The sequence below is a fragment of the Streptomyces sp. HUAS ZL42 genome (assembly GCF_040782645.1).
Lineage (GTDB): Bacteria > Actinomycetota > Actinomycetes > Streptomycetales > Streptomycetaceae > Streptomyces.
In genome coordinates this window covers 5,169,470-5,188,382 of record NZ_CP160403.1, presented here as the reverse complement: position 1 = coordinate 5,188,382, position 18,913 = coordinate 5,169,470, and the positions used below count along the sequence as shown (strand labels likewise).

General features: G+C 69.4%; 20 protein-coding genes. 10 read left to right on the top strand and 10 right to left on the bottom strand.

What is annotated here, in order from left to right:
• Positions 1-9: 9 nt before the first annotated feature.
• From ABZO29_RS23870 to ABZO29_RS23835, 8 genes are all read right to left on the bottom strand, one after another.
• Positions 10-270, bottom strand: coding sequence for a DUF3099 domain-containing protein (locus ABZO29_RS23870; protein ID WP_367322209.1), 261 nt, complete (start codon positions 268-270; stop codon positions 10-12).
• A gap of 91 nt (positions 271-361) precedes the next feature.
• On the bottom strand, positions 362-649 hold the full coding sequence (locus tag ABZO29_RS23865; RefSeq protein ID WP_289933799.1) for a DUF1416 domain-containing protein: 288 nt from the start codon (positions 647-649) through the stop codon (positions 362-364).
• A gap of 43 nt (positions 650-692) precedes the next feature.
• A complete protein-coding gene (locus ABZO29_RS23860) occupies positions 693-1,532 on the bottom strand; it encodes a sulfurtransferase (protein ID WP_367322208.1) in 840 nt (279 codons plus the stop codon).
• Between the two features lie 137 nt (positions 1,533-1,669).
• A complete protein-coding gene (locus tag ABZO29_RS23855) occupies positions 1,670-1,753 on the bottom strand; it encodes a putative leader peptide (RefSeq protein ID WP_367326217.1) in 84 nt (27 codons plus the stop codon).
• Positions 1,754-1,956: 203 nt separating this feature from the next.
• Positions 1,957-2,694, bottom strand: coding sequence for a DUF2993 domain-containing protein (locus ABZO29_RS23850; protein ID WP_367322207.1), 738 nt, complete (start codon positions 2,692-2,694; stop codon positions 1,957-1,959).
• Between the two features lie 145 nt (positions 2,695-2,839).
• Complete coding sequence (locus ABZO29_RS23845) at positions 2,840-3,961, bottom strand: hypothetical protein (RefSeq protein WP_367322206.1); 1,122 nt, start codon at positions 3,959-3,961, stop codon at positions 2,840-2,842.
• Between the two features lie 8 nt (positions 3,962-3,969).
• On the bottom strand, positions 3,970-4,224 hold the full coding sequence (locus tag ABZO29_RS23840; protein ID WP_367322205.1) for a MoaD/ThiS family protein: 255 nt from the start codon (positions 4,222-4,224) through the stop codon (positions 3,970-3,972).
• 38 nt (positions 4,225-4,262) lie between these two features.
• Positions 4,263-5,114, bottom strand: a complete 852-nt coding sequence (locus tag ABZO29_RS23835; protein ID WP_367322204.1) for an alpha/beta hydrolase — start codon at positions 5,112-5,114, stop codon at positions 4,263-4,265.
• Between the two features lie 171 nt (positions 5,115-5,285).
• Here ABZO29_RS23835 and ABZO29_RS23830 point away from each other — a divergent pair, with 171 nt between their 5' ends.
• The 9 genes from ABZO29_RS23830 (at position 5,286) to ABZO29_RS23790 (ending at position 15,352) form a co-directional block, all read left to right on the top strand.
• A complete protein-coding gene (locus ABZO29_RS23830; protein ID WP_367322203.1) occupies positions 5,286-6,065 on the top strand; it encodes a winged-helix domain-containing protein in 780 nt (259 codons plus the stop codon).
• A gap of 97 nt (positions 6,066-6,162) precedes the next feature.
• Entirely contained in the window at positions 6,163-7,185 is a 1,023-nt protein-coding gene (locus ABZO29_RS23825) for a LacI family DNA-binding transcriptional regulator (protein WP_367322202.1), read from the top strand.
• Between the two features lie 165 nt (positions 7,186-7,350).
• Entirely contained in the window at positions 7,351-8,529 is a 1,179-nt protein-coding gene (locus ABZO29_RS23820; protein WP_367322201.1) for a S1C family serine protease, read from the top strand.
• A 66-nt stretch (positions 8,530-8,595) separates the two neighbouring features.
• Complete coding sequence (locus ABZO29_RS23815) at positions 8,596-8,778, top strand: hypothetical protein (RefSeq protein ID WP_367322200.1); 183 nt, start codon at positions 8,596-8,598, stop codon at positions 8,776-8,778.
• Between the two features lie 118 nt (positions 8,779-8,896).
• Positions 8,897-9,634: a response regulator transcription factor gene (locus ABZO29_RS23810; RefSeq protein WP_367322199.1), complete on the top strand. Its 738-nt coding sequence runs from the start codon at positions 8,897-8,899 to the stop codon at positions 9,632-9,634.
• Positions 9,631-11,085 (top strand): sensor histidine kinase, encoded by a 1,455-nt coding sequence (locus tag ABZO29_RS23805; RefSeq protein WP_367322198.1) that lies wholly within the window; start codon positions 9,631-9,633, stop codon positions 11,083-11,085. The genes ABZO29_RS23810 and ABZO29_RS23805 overlap by 4 nt, the downstream gene beginning before the upstream one ends.
• Positions 11,086-11,234: 149 nt before the next feature.
• Positions 11,235-12,092, top strand: a complete 858-nt coding sequence (locus tag ABZO29_RS23800) for a hypothetical protein (protein WP_367322197.1) — start codon at positions 11,235-11,237, stop codon at positions 12,090-12,092.
• A 96-nt stretch (positions 12,093-12,188) separates the two neighbouring features.
• A complete protein-coding gene (locus ABZO29_RS23795) occupies positions 12,189-14,282 on the top strand; it encodes a pectinesterase family protein (RefSeq protein WP_367322196.1) in 2,094 nt (697 codons plus the stop codon).
• An 89-nt stretch (positions 14,283-14,371) separates the two neighbouring features.
• Entirely contained in the window at positions 14,372-15,352 is a 981-nt protein-coding gene (locus ABZO29_RS23790) for a phosphotransferase enzyme family protein (RefSeq protein WP_367322195.1), read from the top strand.
• Positions 15,353-15,518: 166 nt separating this feature from the next.
• Here ABZO29_RS23790 and ABZO29_RS23785 read toward each other — a convergent pair whose 3' ends face one another.
• Entirely contained in the window at positions 15,519-17,321 is a 1,803-nt protein-coding gene (locus tag ABZO29_RS23785; RefSeq protein ID WP_367322194.1) for a bifunctional UDP-sugar hydrolase/5'-nucleotidase, read from the bottom strand.
• Positions 17,322-17,514: 193 nt separating this feature from the next.
• On the opposite strand from ABZO29_RS23785, the gene mshD reads away from it, so the two are divergent.
• A complete protein-coding gene (gene mshD / locus ABZO29_RS23780) occupies positions 17,515-18,441 on the top strand; it encodes a mycothiol synthase (protein WP_367322193.1) in 927 nt (308 codons plus the stop codon).
• A 1-nt stretch (position 18,442) separates the two neighbouring features.
• Here mshD and ABZO29_RS23775 read toward each other — a convergent pair whose 3' ends face one another.
• The gene (locus ABZO29_RS23775; protein ID WP_367322192.1) at positions 18,443-18,826 is read right to left on the bottom strand and encodes a contact-dependent growth inhibition system immunity protein; all 384 of its coding nucleotides are present in this window, start codon (positions 18,824-18,826) and stop codon (positions 18,443-18,445) included.
• Positions 18,827-18,913 lie beyond the last annotated feature (87 nt).

Here is an 18,913-nt window from a genome sequence, read left to right as displayed (position 1 = left end):
CACGTCTTCCTACTGCGGCCGCTTCTTCCCGTCCAGCTCGTCCCACCACTCGTCGGACTTCGGGTCACCGGACGGGTCGTCCCACCAGCGGTCCTCGGGTCCCCGGCGGTTGGCGACCATCGCGGCCAGCGGCGGGATGACCATCGCGACCACACACATGCCGACCGCGACCGGGACCGACCAGATGCGTACGACTCCCCAGGCCAGGATGAAGAGGGCCAGGCACGTCCCCATCATGGCGAAGTACACGTGACGTCGCCGTGCGTACATACCTCCAGGGTAGGGCGCGTGCTCCCGGCATGCCGAAGGGCCGCACCCCGGGTCGGAGACCCGGGGTGCGGCCCTTCGGCCGGGCTTGCCGTCAGACGGCGATCGCGACCTCCGCGAGGCCGCCCTTCTGGGCGACGACCGTGCGGTCGGCGGTGGCGCCGGGTACGAGGGCACGGACGGTCCAGGTGCCCTCGGCCGCGTAGAAGCGGAACTGGCCCGTGGCGGAGGTGGGGACCTCCGCGGTGAACTCGCCGGTCGAGTCCAGCAGACGGACGTAGCCGACCACCGGCTCGCCGTCGCGGGTCACCTGACCCTGGATCGTGGTCTCACCGGGCTTGATCGTCGAGGGGTCCGGGCCGCCGGCCTTCGCTCCACACATGTCGTAACTCCTGAAGAGGTCTTGAAAGGTCGGTCGGGGTTGGTTACTTGTTGGCGCCGAGCTCGATCGGCACGCCCACCAGGGAGCCGTACTCGGTCCACGAGCCGTCGTAGTTCTTGACGTTCTCGACACCGAGCAGCTCGTGCAGGACGAACCAGGTCAGGGCCGAGCGCTCACCGATGCGGCAGTAGGCGATGGTGTCCTTGGCGAGGTCGACGTTCTCCTCGGCGTAGAGCTCCTTGAGCTCGTCGTCCGACTTGAAGGTGCCGTCGTCGTTGGCGTTCTTCGACCACGGGATGTTGCGGGCGGTCGGGACGTGGCCCGGACGCTGCGACTGCTCCTGCGGCAGGTGCGCGGGGGCGAGCAGCTTGCCGGAGAACTCGTCGGGCGAGCGGACGTCGACCAGGTTGTTCGAGCCGATCGCGGCGACGACTTCGTCGCGGAAGGCCCGGATGGACGTGTCCTGCGCCTTGGCCTTGTAGTCGGTCGTGGCCCGCTCCGGGACCTCCTCGACCAGCTCGCGGGCGTCCAGCTCCCACTTCTTGCGGCCGCCGTCGAGGAGCTTGACGTTCTCGTGGCCGTAGAGCTTGAAGTACCAGTAGGCGTAGGACGCGAACCAGTTGTTGTTGCCGCCGTAGAGGATCACCAGCGTGTCGTTGGCGATGCCCTTCGCCGACAGGAGCTTCTCGAAGCCCTCCTGGTCGATGAAGTCACGGCGGACCGGGTCCTGGAGGTCCTTGGTCCAGTCGATGCGGATCGCGTTCTTGATGTGGTTCTTCTCGTACGCGGACGTGTCCTCGTCCACCTCGACGATGGCGATGCTCGGGTCGTCCAGGTGTTCCTGGACCCAGTCGGCGTCGACCAGGACGTCGCTGCGGCTCATGCTTCTTCTCCTCCGGGGCAGTTACGGCGAGGGGTGTGCGTAGAGAGTGAGTACGCGGCCGGGCATTGCCGACGGCGCACGGATGCCCTCGATCGAGGGCGCGGGGGGAGAGCGCGGAGGCGGGTGTCGCCCGCCGCTCAGAGAGTGGTGCGACAGAGCATGGCGGCGACGCGGCACAGGTCGACTGCCCGCCGCTTCGTGAGATCCGCCTGTCGCTTCATGAGGTCGATCGTAGGGACGGACAGGCGGACATGTCACCGGCGTGTCGCATGTTGAGATGGGATCGTCCGAAATGCGAGATGGTAATGGCCTGGGAGCCCCTTCCCCAGGGATTCGGGCGCCTGTTCCCGTCGGCACATCTACGCTGCGGACGACGGCGTCTCACGTCTCGGACATTGCGCGTCCACCAGGACCGCAGGTCGTCCTACCCCACCAGCCGGACGTCGGAACCCTTCACCATGATCTCCACACCGTTCGTCGCGGCTTCCACCTTGTCGAGCTGGATGCCGCCGGGCAGGCCGTTTATCTTCTGCCCGAAGTCGGTGACCGACCGCATCGCGTTCTCGGCGAGATCGACGCCGAGGTCGGGCAGGGAGTCGGCGTGCACCCGCACGGTGTCGCCGTCGGCCACCGTGACCGAGCTGAGCACGGAGACCGGCTTGGGCAGCTCCGTGCCGAGGACGGTGGCCTCGACCAAGACCTTGATCTTGCCGTTGCCGCCGTCGGAGAGGCCGACGACGTTGGCGGTGACGCCGGGGGCGATCCGGGTGGGCTCGGACTTCGCCGTCTTCAACAGCTCGTCGTAGGCGATGGTCGCGGTGCCGGTGGCCGTGGCCGCGGTGGCGGAGCTGTAGTCGCCGGAGAACACGACGCCCTTCATGTTCGCCGTCAGCGCGTCGATGCGGATCTTCTGGGAGCCGGTGCCGGTGGCGGCCTCGTAGTCCCTCATACCGACCTCCACGTCGTCGAACTCGCCGCCGGCGACCTGGGTGAGGAACGGGAAGCCCTTGATGGACACGTCCGGGGTGGAGGCGAGGTTCTCGGTGCTCTTCAGCCTGTCCGCGGCCTCGCCCTCGGCGAAGTGCAGGGCGACACGGTCCGCGATCACGAAGAGGCCGCCCAGGATCACGACGACGATCAGAAGTATTCGCAGTGCGCGCATGCGGTGTTCCCCCACCTCGGCGGTCGATGACGACCCACGGTAACGCCGGGGGGTGGGTCCGCCGGGGGATTGTCGACCAGCTGTGACAGGGGAGGCACGGGACGCTGCCCGGGAGGCAGAACCCGTCGGCGCGCGCCGCGTGGCGTCAGCCCAGCGCCCGCCCCAGCACGTACACCACCGGCGCGGCCGCCGCGAGTGGCAGGGCCACGCCCGCCGTGAAGTGGACGAAGCGGGAGGGGTAGTCGTAGCTCGCGACGCGGTGGCCGATCAGCGCGCACACCGCCGAGCCCGCCCCCAGCAGCGCACCCTGCGCACCCAGCCCCGTCATCCCCCCGACCGCGACACCCGCACCCGCCGCGGCCAGCAGGGAGACGACCACCGAGGCCGGAGTGGGCAGCGGCAGCGCACGTGCCAGGACGGCCACCCCGACAGCCGCGGCACCGACCGACACCGCGTCGCCGTCCGCCCCGAGATACCCCGCCGCCACGATCGCCAGCGCCGCCGAGGCGACGGTCGCCATCAGGCCGTACATCCGCTCGTCCGGGTCCGCGTGCGAACGAAGCTGCAGTACGAGACAGAGCAGCACCCACACACCGAGCGTGCCGAGGATCGCGGCGGGCGCGTTCTCCCGGCCGGCCGCGAGCAGGGCGACGTCCGACACCAGCGCCCCCAGGAACGCCAGCGCGATGCCCTGCCGGGCGGGCCACATCCCGTTCAGCCGGAACCAGCCCGCCGCCGTGACGGCCTGCAGAAGGACGAGCGGTACGAGGAGGGCGTACGACCCGATCGCCGCCGTTCCGGAGAGCAGCAGCCCGAGCACCGCGGTGAGCGCGCCCGGCTGCATCCCGGGCTCGATGATCGGCGAGCGTCCTTCGATGCGGGCGCGCTGGGCGTCGGTCACACGGGAATTTCCGCCGAGGGTGGCGGGACCGTACTCGGGGGCGGTGGCCTGGTGGCCGCCGCTGCCGTCCACAGCGCCGGGCTCCGTAGGGCCGGGCCCCGTATATACGGCGTCGTACCCCTGCTGCGGCAGATACGCCGTCTCGGTCACCGTCGGCCCCGCCGGCACCTGTGTCTCCCAGGTCTGCCCCTGCCACCGCTGCGTGTACTGCGGGTCCTCATGGATCTGGGGCTGCGGCTGATGCTGCCCCGGCCAGGCCTGCGACTGCCGCGCGTGCCCCTCGTACCCGGCGTACGCCCCGTCGTAGGCCCCGTTGTAGCCGTCGTCGTACCCGTCGTACGACCCCTCGTACGGCTGGTTGCTCATCGCTGCGTTCATCCTCCTGCGAACGGCGGGAGCACCTCAACCGTGCCGCCCTCGGCCAGCCGTACCGTCTCATGCCCGCGGGTGCCCACGGGGTCGCCGTCGATGAGGAACGAGCATCGCTGCAGGACGCGTACGAGTTCACCGGGGTGTCGCTCGCGCACCGCGTCGAGCGCCTCGGCGAGGGTGGCCGCGTCGTACGGCTCCTCGGCGACTTCGGCCGCGGCCTTGGCGGCGGCCCAGTAGCGCACCGTGACCTTTGCCATCCCGTCCCTCGAATCGATCGGCGTTGAACACCGTCAGGCTAGCTCGCCCGTGAGACGGCCCAGTCCCCGATCCGGGCCAGCAGCGCCTCGTCCGACGCGTGTTCGGCGTGGCCCATCCCGGGCTCCAGCCAGAGTTCGCCGTGGTCACCGGCGGCCGTGGCGAGCATCCGGGGGTGGTCGACGGGGAAGTAGCCGTCCCGGTCGCCGTGCACGATCAGCAGCGGGGTCGGAGCGATCCGCGGTACCGCCTCCACAGGGGACATGGGCACGGGGTTCCACTCCCGGTGGTGGATCCTCGTACGGAATCCGTAGCGGCCGACCAGGCGGCCCTCGGGGCGCGTGACCAGCCAGTGGAGCCGTCGCATGGGGGCCGTGCCCCGGTAGTACCAGCGAGCCGGCGCGCTCACCGACACGACCACGTCCGTGCGGGCCCCGCTCGCGGTGCCGTGCAGGGCCGCGTGCCGCAGCACCACGGAGCCGCCCATGGAGAAGCCGACGGTCGCCACGCGCGCGTGCCCGAGTTCCCGCGCCCACCGCACCGCGGCCGCCAGGTCGTACACCTCCCGGTCACCCACGGTGGACCGGCCGCCGGACTCCCCGTGGCCCCGGAAGGAGAACGTGACCACGGCTCCGTGCCGGGTGAGGGCCTCGGCCACTCGCCGGACGTGCGGCCGGTCCACATCGCCCGTGAACCCGTGAGCGACGACGAACACCAGGTCAACGGAGGGTGGCGCGGAGGCGTCGTATACAACCGCGGCCGGGTCGTATACGGAATCGATCGTCACCCCGTCGTCGGTGCGCAGAAACGTCCGCAAAGGTGCACGTCTGGGTGTCTCAGAGTTCGGACGAACGGTGGATCGGGCCACATGACCTGCCGGACCAGTGCTCATGTGGGCTATTCTGCTGGGCAGAGGACTCGGGCAGCGACGCCCCCGGGTCCTTTTGTGCTTTCGGAAGCGTTGTATACGAAGCGGGAAACCGCAGGTGTACGGGGCCTTCGGGATCGCAGAGCAGTTCCGCACCACACACGTCCTCGCAGGGACCGAGGAGGAACCAGACGTATGAGTTCTCTGCTGCTCCTGACCAACGCCCTCCAGCCGTCGACGGAGGTGCTTCCGGCCCTCGGCCTGTTGCTGCACAACGTGCGAGTGGCTCCGGCGGAAGGCCCGGCCCTCGTCGACACCCCGGGTGCCGACGTCATCCTGATCGACGGACGGCGGGATCTGCCCCAGGTCCGCAGCCTGTGCCAGCTGCTGCGGTCCACCGGGCCGGGCTGCCCCCTGATCCTCGTAGTGACCGAGGGCGGTCTCGCGGCCGTCACCGCCGACTGGGGCATCGACGACGTCCTCCTCGACACCGCCGGTCCGGCGGAGGTCGAGGCACGGCTGCGTCTGGCCATGGGCCGGCAGCAGATCGTCAACGACGACTCCCCCATGGAGATCCGCAACGGCGACCTCTCGGTCGACGAGGCGACCTACTCCGCCAAGCTCAAGGGACGGGTCCTCGACCTCACTTTCAAGGAGTTCGAGCTCCTGAAGTACCTCGCCCAGCATCCGGGCCGCGTCTTCACGCGCGCACAGTTGCTGCAGGAGGTCTGGGGCTACGACTACTTCGGTGGCACCCGGACGGTCGACGTGCACGTACGAAGGCTGCGCGCCAAGCTCGGCCCCGAGCACGAGGCGCTGATCGGAACCGTCCGGAACGTCGGTTATCGATTCGTTACGCCCGAGAAGGCGGACCGCGCCACCGAGGACGCAAAGACCAAGGTGGACCAGGCAAAACTGGACGATATGGACATCGAGGCCGCTCCGGTCGGCTCCGAGGTCACCGCAGAGGCCTAGTGAACGCTCGGGCAGGGCGTTGCTACCGCACAGTAACGCCACAGGTAAGCATCTTCACGCCCTGCCCAGAGCAGGTCCATCCGCGTAGACTCCGCGCGTGGCAAAGGTGACTCGGGACGACGTGGCGCGCTTGGCGGGGACTTCCACCGCCGTCGTCAGCTACGTCATCAACAACGGACCCCGGCCGGTCGCCCCGGCCACGCGCGAGCGTGTCCTCGCCGCCATCAAGGAGCTGGGCTACCGGCCCGACCGGGTGGCCCAGGCGATGGCGTCCCGCCGTACGGATCTCATAGGCCTGATCGTGCCGGACGCGCGCCAGCCCTTCTTCGGGGAGATGGCACACGCGGTCGAGCAGGCCGCGTCCGAGCGCGGAAAGATGGTGCTCGTCGGCAACTCCGACTACGTCGGCGAACGCGAGGTTCACTACCTGCGCGCGTTCCTCGGCATGCGCGTCTCGGGGCTCATCCTCGTCAGCCACGCGCTGAACGACCTGGCCGCCGCCGAGATCGACGCATGGGACGCCCGCGTGGTCCTCCTCCACGAGCGGCCCGAGGCCATCGACGACGTCGCCGTCGTCACCGACGACCTGGGCGGCGCCCAGCTCGCCGTACGCCACCTCCTCGAGCACGGCTACGACTACGTCGCCTGTATGGGCGGCACCGCCGAGACCCCCGCGGTCGGCGACCCCGTCTCCGACCACGTCGAGGGCTGGCGACGGGCCATGGCCGAGGCGGGGATATCGACGGAGGGGCGCCTGTTCGAAGCGCCGTACAACCGCTACGACGCCTACCGGGTCGCCCTGGAGATCCTCTCGGGCCCGGACCGCCCGCCCGCGATCTTCTGCTCCACCGACGACCAGGCCATCGGCCTGCTGCGCGCGGCGCGAGAGCTGCGCCTCGACGTGCCGGGGGAGCTGGCGGTCGCCGGCTTCGACGACATCAAGGAAGCGGCCCTCGCCGATCCGCCCCTGACGACGATCGCCTCGGACCGGTCCGCGATGGCCCGCGCGGCCGTGGACCTCGTCCTGGACGACGGTGTGCGGGTGGCCGGGTCGCGGCGCGAGCGGCTCAAGACGTTCCCGTCGCGGCTGGTCGTGCGGACGTCCTGCGGCTGTGTGTAGGGGCTGTACGTCGCTGTCCGCGGGTCGGCACCAGCCTCTGTGAAGACCGTCTGAGAGACGCGGCCACACCGCGAGCACCGGCTTTATTTCGGGCATACGAGGTTCTGCCGGGCTTCTCAGGGAGCACTCAGGGAGCTCTCATGGTCGGGCGACAAGCTCATTGCCATGACCGAGAGCATCCGCCGCAGCGGCGAGTACGAGAACCCCTACCAGGACGAGCAGCAGCACGCGTACCCCCAGCAGCAGCACGCCTCCTCCCCCGTGAACCCGGAGTGGCCGCCCCCGCCGGCGTACCAGCCCGCGCCGCAGCCCCAGCAGGCCGAGCCGGTCACCGTCGAACCGGGCACCACGGTGTGGCCGGGTCAGCCCGCCCAGGCCGCCTTCGCGGCGGAGGGCGCCGGTGACGGCCACGGCGGCGGCACCGGCGGCGGCACGGCTCTCCTCACCGCCGTACCGGCCGAGCCCGCGCCGAAGAAGAAGCGCACGCGCGGCCCGGTGGCGCTGCTCGCCGCCGTGGCGATCGTCGCCGCGGCCATCGGCGGCGGCACCGCCTACGCCGTCCAGGAGCTGACCGGCAAGAACGAGGTCGCCACCAGTACCGCCACCACCAGCGTGGTGCCCGCCGGCAAGAAGGGGGACATCGCGGCGATCGCGGCGGCGGTCAGCCCGAGCATCGTCGAGATCAACGCGACCTCGAACTCCGGCGAGTCCACCGGCTCCGGCGTGATCATCACCAGCGACGGCGAGATCATCACCAACAACCACGTCGTCTCCGGCGCCTCGTCGATCAAGGTGAAGACCAGCGACGGCAAGGAGTACACCGCGCAGGTCGTCGGCACCGACAGCAAGAAGGACCTAGCGCTGATCAAGCTGCAGGGCGCCTCCGGTCTGCAGGCGGCCACCCTCGGCGACTCCTCCGGCGTGAACGTCGGCGACACCGTCGTGGCGATCGGCTCCCCCGAGGGTCTGACCGGCACCGTCACCAGCGGCATCGTCTCCGCCCTGAACCGTGACGTGACCGTCTCGACGGACGAGGGCCAGCAGCAACAGCAGCAGGGCGGCGGATGGCCGTTCGAGTTCGGCGGCCGGCAGTTCAACGGCGACACGGGCTCGTCCACGACGACGTACAAGGCGATCCAGACGGACGCGTCCCTGAACCCCGGCAACTCCGGCGGCGCGCTGATCGACATGAACGGCAACGTCATCGGCATCAACTCCGCGATGTACTCCGCCAGTGCCGGCTCCTCGGGCGACGCCGGCAGCGTCGGCCTCGGCTTCGCCATCCCGATCAACACCGTCAAGTCCGACCTGGCCACGCTTCGGGCCGGCGGCTCCGACAACTGACCCCGACGACCAGAGACGACCACAGACGACCACAGACGACCACAGACGACCAGCGAGGAGTACGTCATGATCAAGCAGGTTTCGCACACGGTGACGGGCACCGGCCCGGCCGACTTCGCCCTGGCCCTCGACGTGGCGTACGCGCTGCACGAGCCGACGGTCGTGCGCGCGCCGGAGGTGGCCACCGGCATGACGGCCGCCCGCCGCGCCACCGTCCGCACCCGCCGTCGTACGACGGTCCGCGGCTGATCCGCGGCGATCTCGTCCCCCAGCGACTCTTTACGCGCCGACCGGAAGGCGTGCGAGGCTGAAGGCGTTCAGCACCGCCCGCCCCCGTCGTCCCACCGCACCCGAGGAACCCACGCCCATGAGCCCCGCCGAAGGCGACCGTGACACCCAGCGCATCCTGATCGTCGACGACGAGCCGGCGGTGCGCGAAGCCCTCCAGCGCAGCCTCGCCTTCGAGGGGTACGACACCGAGGTCGCCGTGGACGGCGCCGACGCCCTGGAGAAGGCGACCGCGTACCGGCCCGACCTGGTCGTCCTCGACATCCAGATGCCGCGTATGGACGGCCTGACCGCGGCCCGCCGCATCCGCGGTGCAGGCGACACCACACCGATCCTGATGCTGACGGCCCGCGACACGGTCGGCGACCGGGTCACGGGGCTGGACGCCGGGGCCGACGACTACCTGGTGAAGCCCTTCGAGCTGGACGAGCTGTTCGCCCGTGTCCGCGCGCTGCTGCGCCGCAGCTCGTACGCGGCGGCGGCCGGAGCGAGCGCCGTCGAGGAGGACGAGGCCCTCACCTTCGCCGACCTGCGCATGGACCTCGCGACCCGGGAGGTGACGCGGGCCGGCCGGCCGGTCGAGCTGACGCGCACCGAGTTCACGCTGCTCGAGATGTTCATGGCGCACCCGCGCCAGGTCCTCACGCGTGAGCAGATCCTGAAGGCGGTCTGGGGCTTCGACTTCGAACCCTCGTCGAACTCGCTGGACGTGTACGTCATGTACCTGCGCCGCAAGACCGAGGCGGGCGGCGAGCCGCGCCTCGTGCACACCGTGCGGGGCGTCGGGTACGTGCTGCGGCAGGGTGGGGCCGAGTGAACAGGATCGCCCGCCGGTTCCGGTCACTGCCGATCCGGACACGGCTGTCGCTGCTGGTGGCGGCGGCGGTGGCGTTCGCGGTGGCGGCGGTTTCGGTGACGTGCTGGTTCATCGTGCAGGGGAAGCTGTACGACCAGGTCGACAACGACCTGCAGAAGTCGATGGGCATGCCGAGGCTCGAGTCCCAGGCCACGGCCGCCGTCAACAACTGCACTCAGCAGGTGTCGCAGGATCTCGGCAACGGCCCCCGGAACACCTACTTCCAGGTGGTCACGGAGGACGGGAAGCCCTGCGTCCTGCCGTACTCCGCCGGCGTGGTCAAGGTCACCCAGGCCGACGAGGACGTCATCAAGACCGCGGACAAGGACAACGCTCAGGGAATCTTCCACAACGGCACCGATTCCGACGGCAACGACGTACGCGTCCTGGCCCTGCCTGTGACCGTCACCGACCCCAACACGCTGACCACGTCCAACGCCGCCCTCGTCATCGCCCTCCCCCTGAAGAACACCCAGTCCACCCTCAACGAACTCGCCCTGATCCTCCTCCTCGTCTCCGGTATCGGAGTCATCGGCGCCGGCGCCGCCGGCCTCGCTGTCGCCCGCGCGGGCCTGCGCCCCGTCGACAAGCTCACCGAGACCGCCGAGCACATCGCCCGCACCGAGGACCTGAGCGTCCGTATCCCGGTGGGCGAGGACAGTGAGGACGAGGTGGCCCGTCTCTCCCGCTCGTTCAACTCGATGACGTCGTCCCTGGCCAACTCCCGCGAGCTCCAGCAGCAGCTGATCGCGGACGCCGGCCACGAGCTCCGTACGCCGCTCACCTCCCTGCGGACGAACATCGAACTCCTCACCCGCAGCGAGGAGACGGGCCGCCCGATCCCCGAGGCGGACCGCAAGGCGCTGCTGGCGTCGGTGAAGGCGCAGATGACCGAACTGGCGGCCCTGATAGGCGACCTGCAGGAGCTGTCGCGTTCGGAGGGGCAGCGGGGTGAGCGCGTCCAGGTCGTGTCGTTCGAGGAGACCGTCGAGGCCGCGTTGCGCCGTGCCCGTCTGCGCGGGCCGGAGCTGACGATCACGGCGGCGCTGGAGCCCTGGTACGTACGGGCGGAACCGGCGGCGCTGGAGCGCGCGGTGGTCAACATCCTGGACAACGCGGTGAAGTTCAGCCCCGGCGGCGGAGCGATCGAGGTGCAGCTCGACGGTGGCGTCCTGACCGTGCGCGACCACGGCCCCGGCATCCCCGCCGACGAACTCCCGCACGTCTTCGACCGTTTCTGGCGCTCGCCCAGCGCGCGGGCGCTTCCGGGCTCCGGCCTGGGTCTGTCCATCGTGGCGCGCACGGTCCAGCAGGCGGGCGGCGAGGTCACGTTGGCCCGTGCGGAGGGCGGCGGCACGGTGGCGACGGTACGGCTGCCGGGGGCGCCGACGCCGCCGCCGGAGATGCCGTGACGGCGGGAGCCGTCTGAGCAGAACCTGTCAATGTCCTGTCATCCCTACCTTCTTTTCGACCCTACTCGTGCGTATTCTGCAATCTTCCTGGCTGTCAGACAGGTGCCGCTGAGGCACCTGCGAACGCAGACAGGAGTGAGCCACCCCCCATGCGACTCATTCGCACGTCAATTCTCAAGAAAGCCGCCCTGGTCGGCGCCTCCGCCGCGCTCGCCATAACCGGGGTGCTGGCAGGAGCCGGCTCGGCGCAGGCCGGACCCGGCGGCGCGCAGAACCTCCGGGGCGTCGACCCGGGCGACACCGACCTGATGATCGAGCGGCTCTGCAGCCAGAAGACGAGCCTGACCGGGGTCTACGGCGCGTACAACGTCCAGACCGGCGAGTTCAAGACCCGGGACGAGTACCTGCGGGACGTGGTCCCGCTGTGGATGCCCGCCGGGCCGTGGGAGGTGTTCCGCGGCTGGTGCGGCTATGCGCAGGCCTCGACGTGGTCCATCAAGGGCGAGACGATCCGCACCTCGCCCTGGATCGGCAACCGGGGCTCGAAGGACGACAAGGAGACCTTCGTCAGCAGCTACAGCACCAAGACGTTCGCCAAGAAGAGCGTCGGTGCCTCGATCAGCCTTTCCCTGGCCAAGAGCATCTTCTCGGGCACCGTGGGCGGCAGCGCCGGATACGAGTGGGGGTGGGAGAAGACCTCGTCCTTCGAGCGCCGCAGCGAGAAGACCATCCCGCCGTGCACCCAGGTCGCCGTGACCTGGACGCCGTACCAGCGCGTGGTGCGGGTCAACCCCGTCTTCCAGGTGGAGGAGTACAGCTGGGACAAGGGGAACGGCAACAAGTCCACCGTGAACACATGGCGCGGCCGCGACGCCGAGTGGAAGACGATCTACTCGTACGGCTACTACATCGACGGCATCTCGGACAAGCTCCTGCCCAATGGCCACCCCGACGGCCGTGAGGACAAGGTGGAGCAGAAGCTGGATCCGAAGACCTGCGCCCAGTAGGCGGATTCAGGCGGACTCACAGATTCCCGGCAACCTTTCCGTGCGGGGCGGCGACTGATCACCGGTCCGACCCCCCGCATGGAAAGGTTCGCCCGCATGAGCGAGCACCGCCGCCAGACGACAGCCAAGCCCCGCCACCGCAGAAGGAAGACGGCGGTGGCGGTCGGTGTCCCCCTCGCCCTGACCGCCGCCGGAACCCTCGCCTACGGCACGGACCTCGGCCTCTTCGGCGCGGACGCCCAGCAGAAGGCGTCCGCCGCCACCTCCGCCGCCCCCGCCTGGGCCACCGCCACCGCCGACGGCTTCGCCTCCGTCAACGCCCTCGGCCAGAACGGCACTTACGGCGGCCGGGACGGCAGGACCGTCACCGTGAAGACGCTCGCCGACCTGGAGAAGTACGCGACCGCGTCCGAGCCGTACGTCATCGTCGTCGCGGCGTCGATCAACATGAATCCGGTCGGCAAGGAGATCAAGGTCGCCTCGAACAAGACGATCGTGGGCTCCGGGACCTCCGGCCACATCGTCGGCGGCGGTTTCTTCCTCGGCCAGGGCGTCCACAACGTGATCATCCGGAACCTCACCATCCGGGACGCGTACCAGGGTGTCTGGAACGACAAGGAACACGACTACGACGGCATCCAGATGGACGGCGCCCACCACGTCTGGATCGACCACAACGACATCCGGCACATGGCCGACGGCCTGATCGACAGCCGCAAGGACACGACGTACCTGACCGTGTCCTGGAACAAGCTGAGCCAGGAGAACAAGGCCTTCGGCATCGGCTGGACCGACAACGTCACCGCGAACATCACGATCCACCACAACTGGATCCGCGAGACCGAGCAGCGCAACCCGTCCACGGACAACGTCGCCCACGCCCACCTCTACAACAACTTCCTGGAGGACGTGGCGGGGACGGACATCAAGTCCTCGTACGGGAACTACTCGCGCGGCAAGACGAACATGCTGCTGGAGAACTCGTACTTCCAGGGCATGACCAACCCGGTCGTCCGGGACGCCACGGCCACCCTCGTCCAGCGCGGCAACGTGTTCTCCGGCACCACCGGCAAGAACGAGAGCGGGGGGACGGGCGCGTCCTGGAACCCGAAGACGTACTACCCCTACACGCTCGACAAGGCGGCGGACGTGCCGTCCCTGCTGAAGTCCGGTGTGGGCCCGCGCAGTTCGATCGGTACGACGACCACGGCGACCACCACAGCGGCCGCCAGGACGCTCACCGTCGCGCAGGACGGCAGCGGACAGTACAAGTCAGTGCAGGCCGCGGTGAACGCCGTACCCGCGAACAACGCCTCCCGCGTCGTGATCTCCGTCAAGCCGGGCACGTACCGCGAGATCGTCAAGGTCCCGGCCGACAAGCCGCACGTGACCATCCAGGGCTCGGGCGCCAGCCGCAAGGACACGGTGATCGTCTACAACAACGCGGCGGGCACGCAGAAGCCGGACGGCTCGGGCACGTACGGCACTCCGGGCAGCGCGACCGTCTCCGTCCAGTCCGACGACTCCCAGCTCCGCAACCTCACCGTCACCAACGACTTCGACGAGGCGAAGCACCAGGACATCGCCAACCAGGCGGTGGCCCTGCTGACGCAGGCCGACAAGATCGTGCTGGACGGGGTCATCGTCAACGGCGACCAGGACACCCTCGAGATGGAGACCGCCGCCAAGGACAAGCTCGGCCGCGTCTACGTCACCAACTCCTACATCACGGGCAACGTCGACTTCGTCTTCGGCCGGGCGACGGTCGTGATCGACAAGTCCGTCATCACGCTGAAGAAGCGCTGGAACGGCACCTCGGCGGGGTACGTCACGGCCCCCAGCACCCCGGCGAACCGCAAGGGCATCCTGATCAACCGTTCCACCGTCAACGGCGATGTGTCCGCGGGCTCCTTCTTCCTCGGCCGCAACTGGCACCCGGGCGGCGACACCACGGTCGACCCGCAGACCACGGTCCGCAACTCCACCCTGAGCGCGGCGATCAAGTCCACCCCCTGGTCCGACATGGGCGGCTTCTCCTGGAAGGACGACCGCTTCGCCGAGTACAAGAACACGGGCGCGGGCGCGGGCGCGGGCAGCGCGAGCAGCAACCGCCCGCAGCTGACCGACGCTCAGGCGGCGCAGCAGGAGGTCGCGGACTGGCTGGGGGACTGGACACCTTCGGCTTCCTGATCCCGCTGACCCCATAATTCGGCTCGGCCGCTGCCGCCCAGGCGTTAGTTTGACCATGACGAGCACGGCCGAGCCGATGGGACGACTGCATGCGGAGCACGGGCGACTTCATCGCGGACACGTACGCACTCGGCAACGGATCCTGGACGATGACACCCGTCACCCGTGGCGCGCTGGGACAGATCTGGAAGTTGTCCGGGAACGGCACCTCGTGGGCGGTGAAGGAACTGCTCTTCGGCTGTGACGAGCGGCAGGTCGACCGGGAATCCGCACTGCGCAATGCCGCGGAGAAGCTGGGCATTTCCGCGCCCCGGCTCATGCCGAACCGCGCCGAGACATACGTGTCGCAGCTCCCGGCCTCACTGGGCGGGTCGTATGTGAAGCTGTACGACTGGGTCGACGGCACCAAGGCTGACCCTTCCGATCCGGAGATCCTCAACTGGTGCGGCCGGACCCTGGCCATCCTGCACACGGCCGGAGAGGGCGCGAGCGGGACACCGGACTCCTGGTACGAACAGTGCCCGCAGGATGCCGACTGGGCGAAGCTGCATGAGGCGGTTCGCCGGGCCGGCATGCCGTGGGCGGACCTGCTGGGCCGTTTCATCGACACCTCGGCGGCGGCGCTGGCGGACCATGTCACTCCGTCCGGACCCGGCGACGTGGTGACGTCACATCTCGACATGCAGCCGCAGAATGTCCTGGTCGGTCCGGCGGGGCCGGTTCTGCTCGACTGGGACAATGCCGGATCCATATCGGCGGAACGCGAACTCGCACGTGCCGTGTATGTATGGGCGGGCGGGAACGAGTTCCGTGCCGATTCCGCCCGGCGACTGATGCGGGCGTATGCGGGTGCCGGTGGCCGCGCGGTCATCGAGAGCCCGCACTCCTTCTCGATGCTTTTCGCAACGGTCCTGAACTTCGTCCACGTCCAGGCGGAATGCGCAATCGATCCGACCGTGACCGCTGAGCAGCGCGAGTTCGCGAGCAAACAGGTCGTCGCCTCGCTGCGGGACGTGCCGGACCTGAGCGCCGTATACCGATTGACGGAAGCTCTTGCGACCGATGGGTGAGGGGCAGAACCGGATCCACGCCGACGGCGGGCTCTCGTTGCACGGCCGGCCGACCGGCGGTGGTGTGAGGCCCGGCCACACCGGCCCGTGAACCGCGAACGGCACAGGGCTTGCGCCCCGGGGAGCGCAAGCCCTGTCGTCCTTCAGATGCCGGAGACCGGCCGGATCACTGAACGATCGTGATCCGGTTCGTCACCGGCGGTGCGATCGGGTTCGTGGCCGAGGAGTTGGCCGTCAGGTACTGCTCCAGGGCCGCCAGGTCGTCGGTGCCGACCAGGTCGTTGGTGCCCAGGCCCAGCGTGGTGAAGCCGTCGCCGCCGCCCGCGAGGAAGCTGTTCGTCGCGACGCGGTAGGTGGCCGCCGGGTCGATGGCCGTGCCGTTCAGCTTGATGGAGTCCGTGACGACGCGGTCGGCGCCGGTCTTCGTCAGGTCCAGCGTGTACGTCAGGCCCGAGGAGGGCTGCAGGATCTTCGGGGCGGCCGTGTTCGTGCCGCTCACCTGCTCCTTGAGGACCTGGATCAGCTGGGCGCCGGTGAAGTCCTGCAGGTTCACCGTATTGGCGAAGGGCTGCACCGTGAAGCCCTCGGCGTACGTCACCACGCCGTCGCCCTCGGCGCCCTTGGCCGCGTAGGTCAGACCGGCCCGCACACCGCCCGGGTTCATCAGCGCGAGGTCCGTCTCCGGGTCGAGCTGCCTGCCGTACGCCAGTTGCGCGTCCGCGATCAGGTCGCCCATCGGGGACTCGGTGCCGGAGTTGGTGATGTCGGCCGAGATGTAGCCGATGGGGCGGTTGCCGATGGGCGCGGCCAGGGTGTTCCACTTGCTGATCAGCTCGGTCATGTCCGGCGCCTTGGCGACGGTCCGGGTGACCACGTGGTTCGCCGACTTCACCGCCGTACGGGCGATGTCACCCGTCCAACGGTCGTAGGTCAGCGTGGTGTCCGTGTAGAGACGGCCGAAGGACGCCGCCGACGTGACCATGCGCGGCTTGCCCGACGGGTCGTTGACGGTGCAGACGTACGCGGTGTGGGTGTGGCCCGTCACCAGCGCGTCCACCGCCGGGGTGATGTTCTTCGCGATGTCGACGATCGGGCCGGAGATGCCGTCACCGGCACCCGGGGAGTCGCAGTTGTAGTTGTACGACGTCGACGCCGGGAATCCGCCCTCGTGGATCAGGGCGACGATCGACTTCACGCCCTGCGCCTGCAGCACCTTGGCGTACTTGTTGATCGTCTCGACCTCGTCCTTGAAGGTGAGGCCCTTGACGCCGTCAGCGGAGACGATGCCCGGGGTGCCCTCCAGAGTGACGCCGATGAAGCCGATCTTGACGTCCTTCTTCTTCCACACCCAGTACGGCTTGAGGATCGGCTTGCCGGTCTTCTCGTTCAGGACGTTCGCCGCGAGGTAGGGGAAGTCGGCGCCCCCGAACTCCTCGTCCGTGTAGCAGCCGGCCGTCGGGTGACAGCCGCCGTTCTGCAGACGGGTCAGTTCCTTGGCGCCCTCGTCGAACTCGTGGTTGCCGACGCTCGTCACATCGAGGTCGAGCTTGTTCAGCGCCTCGATGGTGGGCTCGTCGTGGAACAGGCCCGAGATCAGCGGGGAGGCGCCGACCATGTCGCCGCCCGCCGCGGTGATGGAGTACGCCTTGCCCTTGCGCGCCTCGCGCAGGTGCGTGGCGAGGTACTCGACGCCGCCCGCGTCGATCGTCTTCGTCGTGCCGTCCGCCTGCAGCTCGGTGACCCGGCCGGAGGAACCGGACGGCGGCTCGAGGTTGCCGTGCAGGTCGTTGAAGGACAGGAGCTGGACGTCCTGGTAACGGCTGGGCAGCGGGTGGCCGTACTTGGCGTCGTGCGCGTCCGCCGGCATGGCGGCGGCGAGCGCGCCGACGGTGGCGAGTCCGGCGGCGGCCGCGAGAAGCCGGTGTGTACGGCGTCTGCGGCTCGGGTGCTGCTGGGATATGGCTGGCATACGCCCCCCTGTGGTGTGTCTGCGTCCTCCGGGCCGCGCCGGCCCTGCGGTTCTGCTGAGGAAGTGGCCCCGTCCCGGCGCAGCCTAGGGTCAACGCGCGTAGCGCGACAGGGGGTTCATGGTTACATCCTGGTTTCCCTTTGCCGTACCCTTTGCCGCCACTTTGCCGCGCCCGCCCCTTACCCTCATACGCATGACCAGCGACGACACCGCACGGCCCTCCGGCTCCCGATCCATCGAGACCTACTCAGCGCTCTCCCCGGAGCAGACCGAGGCCGTCCTCGCACTGCTCGCCGACGCCGCCCGGAACGACGGCCAGCAGGCGGTGTCCGAGCAGGGACGGCTGCAACTTCGCGGCGGCGCGCGAGAGGGCGTCTCCCATCTGCTGCTGATGGTCGGCGGTGAACTCGTCGGCTACGCCCAGCTGGAGGACACCGACCCGGTGGAGGCGCCGGCCGCCGAGCTGGTCGTCCACCCTTCGCACCGCGGGCACGGGCACGGGCGGGCGCTCGGCGCGGCGCTCCTCGCGGCATCCGGGAAGCGGCTGCGGGTGTGGGCCCACGGCGGCCACTCCGCCGCCCGGCATCTCGCCCAGGTCCTCGGGCTGACGCTGTTCCGTGAACTCCGTCAGATGCGCAGGCCGTTGGCCGGGCTGGAGCTGCCCGACACGGTCCTTCCCGAGGGCGTGACCGTACGTACCTTCGTCCCCGGAACCGACGACGCGGCCTGGGTCGCCGTCAACGCGGCCGCGTTCGCCCACCATCCCGAACAGGGGTCGTTGACGCAGCGGGACCTCGTCGACCGCATGACCGAGCCGTGGTTCGACCCCGCCGGGTTCTTCCTCGCCTTCCGCGGCGACGAACTGATCGGCTTCCACTGGACCAAGGTCCACGCCGAGGAACAACTCGGGGAGGTGTACGTCCTCGGCGTCGCCCCCGGCGCACAGGGCACCGGCCTCGGCAAGGCCCTCACCACGATCGGCCTGCGCCACTTGGCGGCGCAGGGGCTGCCGACGGCGATGCTGTATGTCGATGCCGACAACAAGGCGGCGGTGTCCGTGTATGAGCGGTTGGGATTCGTGACGCACGAGACGGACCTGATGTACCGGACGGAGACGTGACCTACGGCGCCAGGAACCTCTCGACCTTCTGTTGCAGATCAGGCGGCAGGTCGGTCAGCTGCAAGACGATCGCGCGAAGCTCTCGGCCGAGTCCGGAAGACTCGGCCCAGACTGCTGGGCTCCTGGTGAGGACTGCGGCCAGCAGATCACCCTCGTACATGTCCCCCTCTGCCATCGGGTTGTCCCGGAGGACTTCCAGGGCCAGTGGCAGGAGGTAGGGCAGCCCCACGTCCTGCCCTATCAACAAGCGCAGGTCCTCGACGGTCAGCTCGCCGACCGGCCGACGCCGCAGGGCGTGCAGAGTAGTAACAAGACGGGACGCGTCGGCCGACGGAGCCGGCCAGCGGTCGCGTTCGAGTCCTTCGAGAGAGCGCTCACGATTCAACGGTCCCAGCCCCGCGGTTCCTCGCGGGCGTGCCAGACCGGAGGTATTCGGCAATCGCGGCCCTGTCCTCACCGGCCATCACGCCGA

What these genes read in the sequence shown, in the direction of transcription:
- ABZO29_RS23870 (WP_367322209.1), bottom strand. Translation starts at nt 270, where the DNA reads ATGTACGCACGGCGACGTCACGTGTACTTCGCCATGATGGGGACGTGC.
- ABZO29_RS23865 (WP_289933799.1), bottom strand. Translation starts at nt 649, where the DNA reads ATGTGTGGAGCGAAGGCCGGCGGCCCGGACCCCTCGACGATCAAGCCC.
- ABZO29_RS23860 (WP_367322208.1), bottom strand. Translation starts at nt 1,532, where the DNA reads ATGAGCCGCAGCGACGTCCTGGTCGACGCCGACTGGGTCCAGGAACAC.
- ABZO29_RS23855 (WP_367326217.1), bottom strand. Translation starts at nt 1,753, where the DNA reads ATGAAGCGACAGGCGGATCTCACGAAGCGGCGGGCAGTCGACCTGTGC.
- ABZO29_RS23850 (WP_367322207.1), bottom strand. Translation starts at nt 2,694, where the DNA reads ATGCGCGCACTGCGAATACTTCTGATCGTCGTCGTGATCCTGGGCGGC.
- ABZO29_RS23845 (WP_367322206.1), bottom strand. Translation starts at nt 3,961, where the DNA reads ATGAGCAACCAGCCGTACGAGGGGTCGTACGACGGGTACGACGACGGC.
- ABZO29_RS23840 (WP_367322205.1), bottom strand. Translation starts at nt 4,224, where the DNA reads ATGGCAAAGGTCACGGTGCGCTACTGGGCCGCCGCCAAGGCCGCGGCC.
- ABZO29_RS23835 (WP_367322204.1), bottom strand. Translation starts at nt 5,114, where the DNA reads ATGAGCACTGGTCCGGCAGGTCATGTGGCCCGATCCACCGTTCGTCCG.
- ABZO29_RS23830 (WP_367322203.1), top strand. Translation starts at nt 5,286, where the DNA reads ATGAGTTCTCTGCTGCTCCTGACCAACGCCCTCCAGCCGTCGACGGAG.
- ABZO29_RS23820 (WP_367322201.1), top strand. Translation starts at nt 7,351, where the DNA reads ATGACCGAGAGCATCCGCCGCAGCGGCGAGTACGAGAACCCCTACCAG.
- ABZO29_RS23815 (WP_367322200.1), top strand. Translation starts at nt 8,596, where the DNA reads ATGATCAAGCAGGTTTCGCACACGGTGACGGGCACCGGCCCGGCCGAC.
- ABZO29_RS23810 (WP_367322199.1), top strand. Translation starts at nt 8,897, where the DNA reads ATGAGCCCCGCCGAAGGCGACCGTGACACCCAGCGCATCCTGATCGTC.
- ABZO29_RS23800 (WP_367322197.1), top strand. Translation starts at nt 11,235, where the DNA reads ATGCGACTCATTCGCACGTCAATTCTCAAGAAAGCCGCCCTGGTCGGC.
- ABZO29_RS23795 (WP_367322196.1), top strand. Translation starts at nt 12,189, where the DNA reads ATGAGCGAGCACCGCCGCCAGACGACAGCCAAGCCCCGCCACCGCAGA.
- ABZO29_RS23790 (WP_367322195.1), top strand. Translation starts at nt 14,372, where the DNA reads ATGCGGAGCACGGGCGACTTCATCGCGGACACGTACGCACTCGGCAAC.
- ABZO29_RS23785 (WP_367322194.1), bottom strand. Translation starts at nt 17,321, where the DNA reads ATGCCAGCCATATCCCAGCAGCACCCGAGCCGCAGACGCCGTACACAC.
- mshD (WP_367322193.1), top strand. Translation starts at nt 17,515, where the DNA reads ATGACCAGCGACGACACCGCACGGCCCTCCGGCTCCCGATCCATCGAG.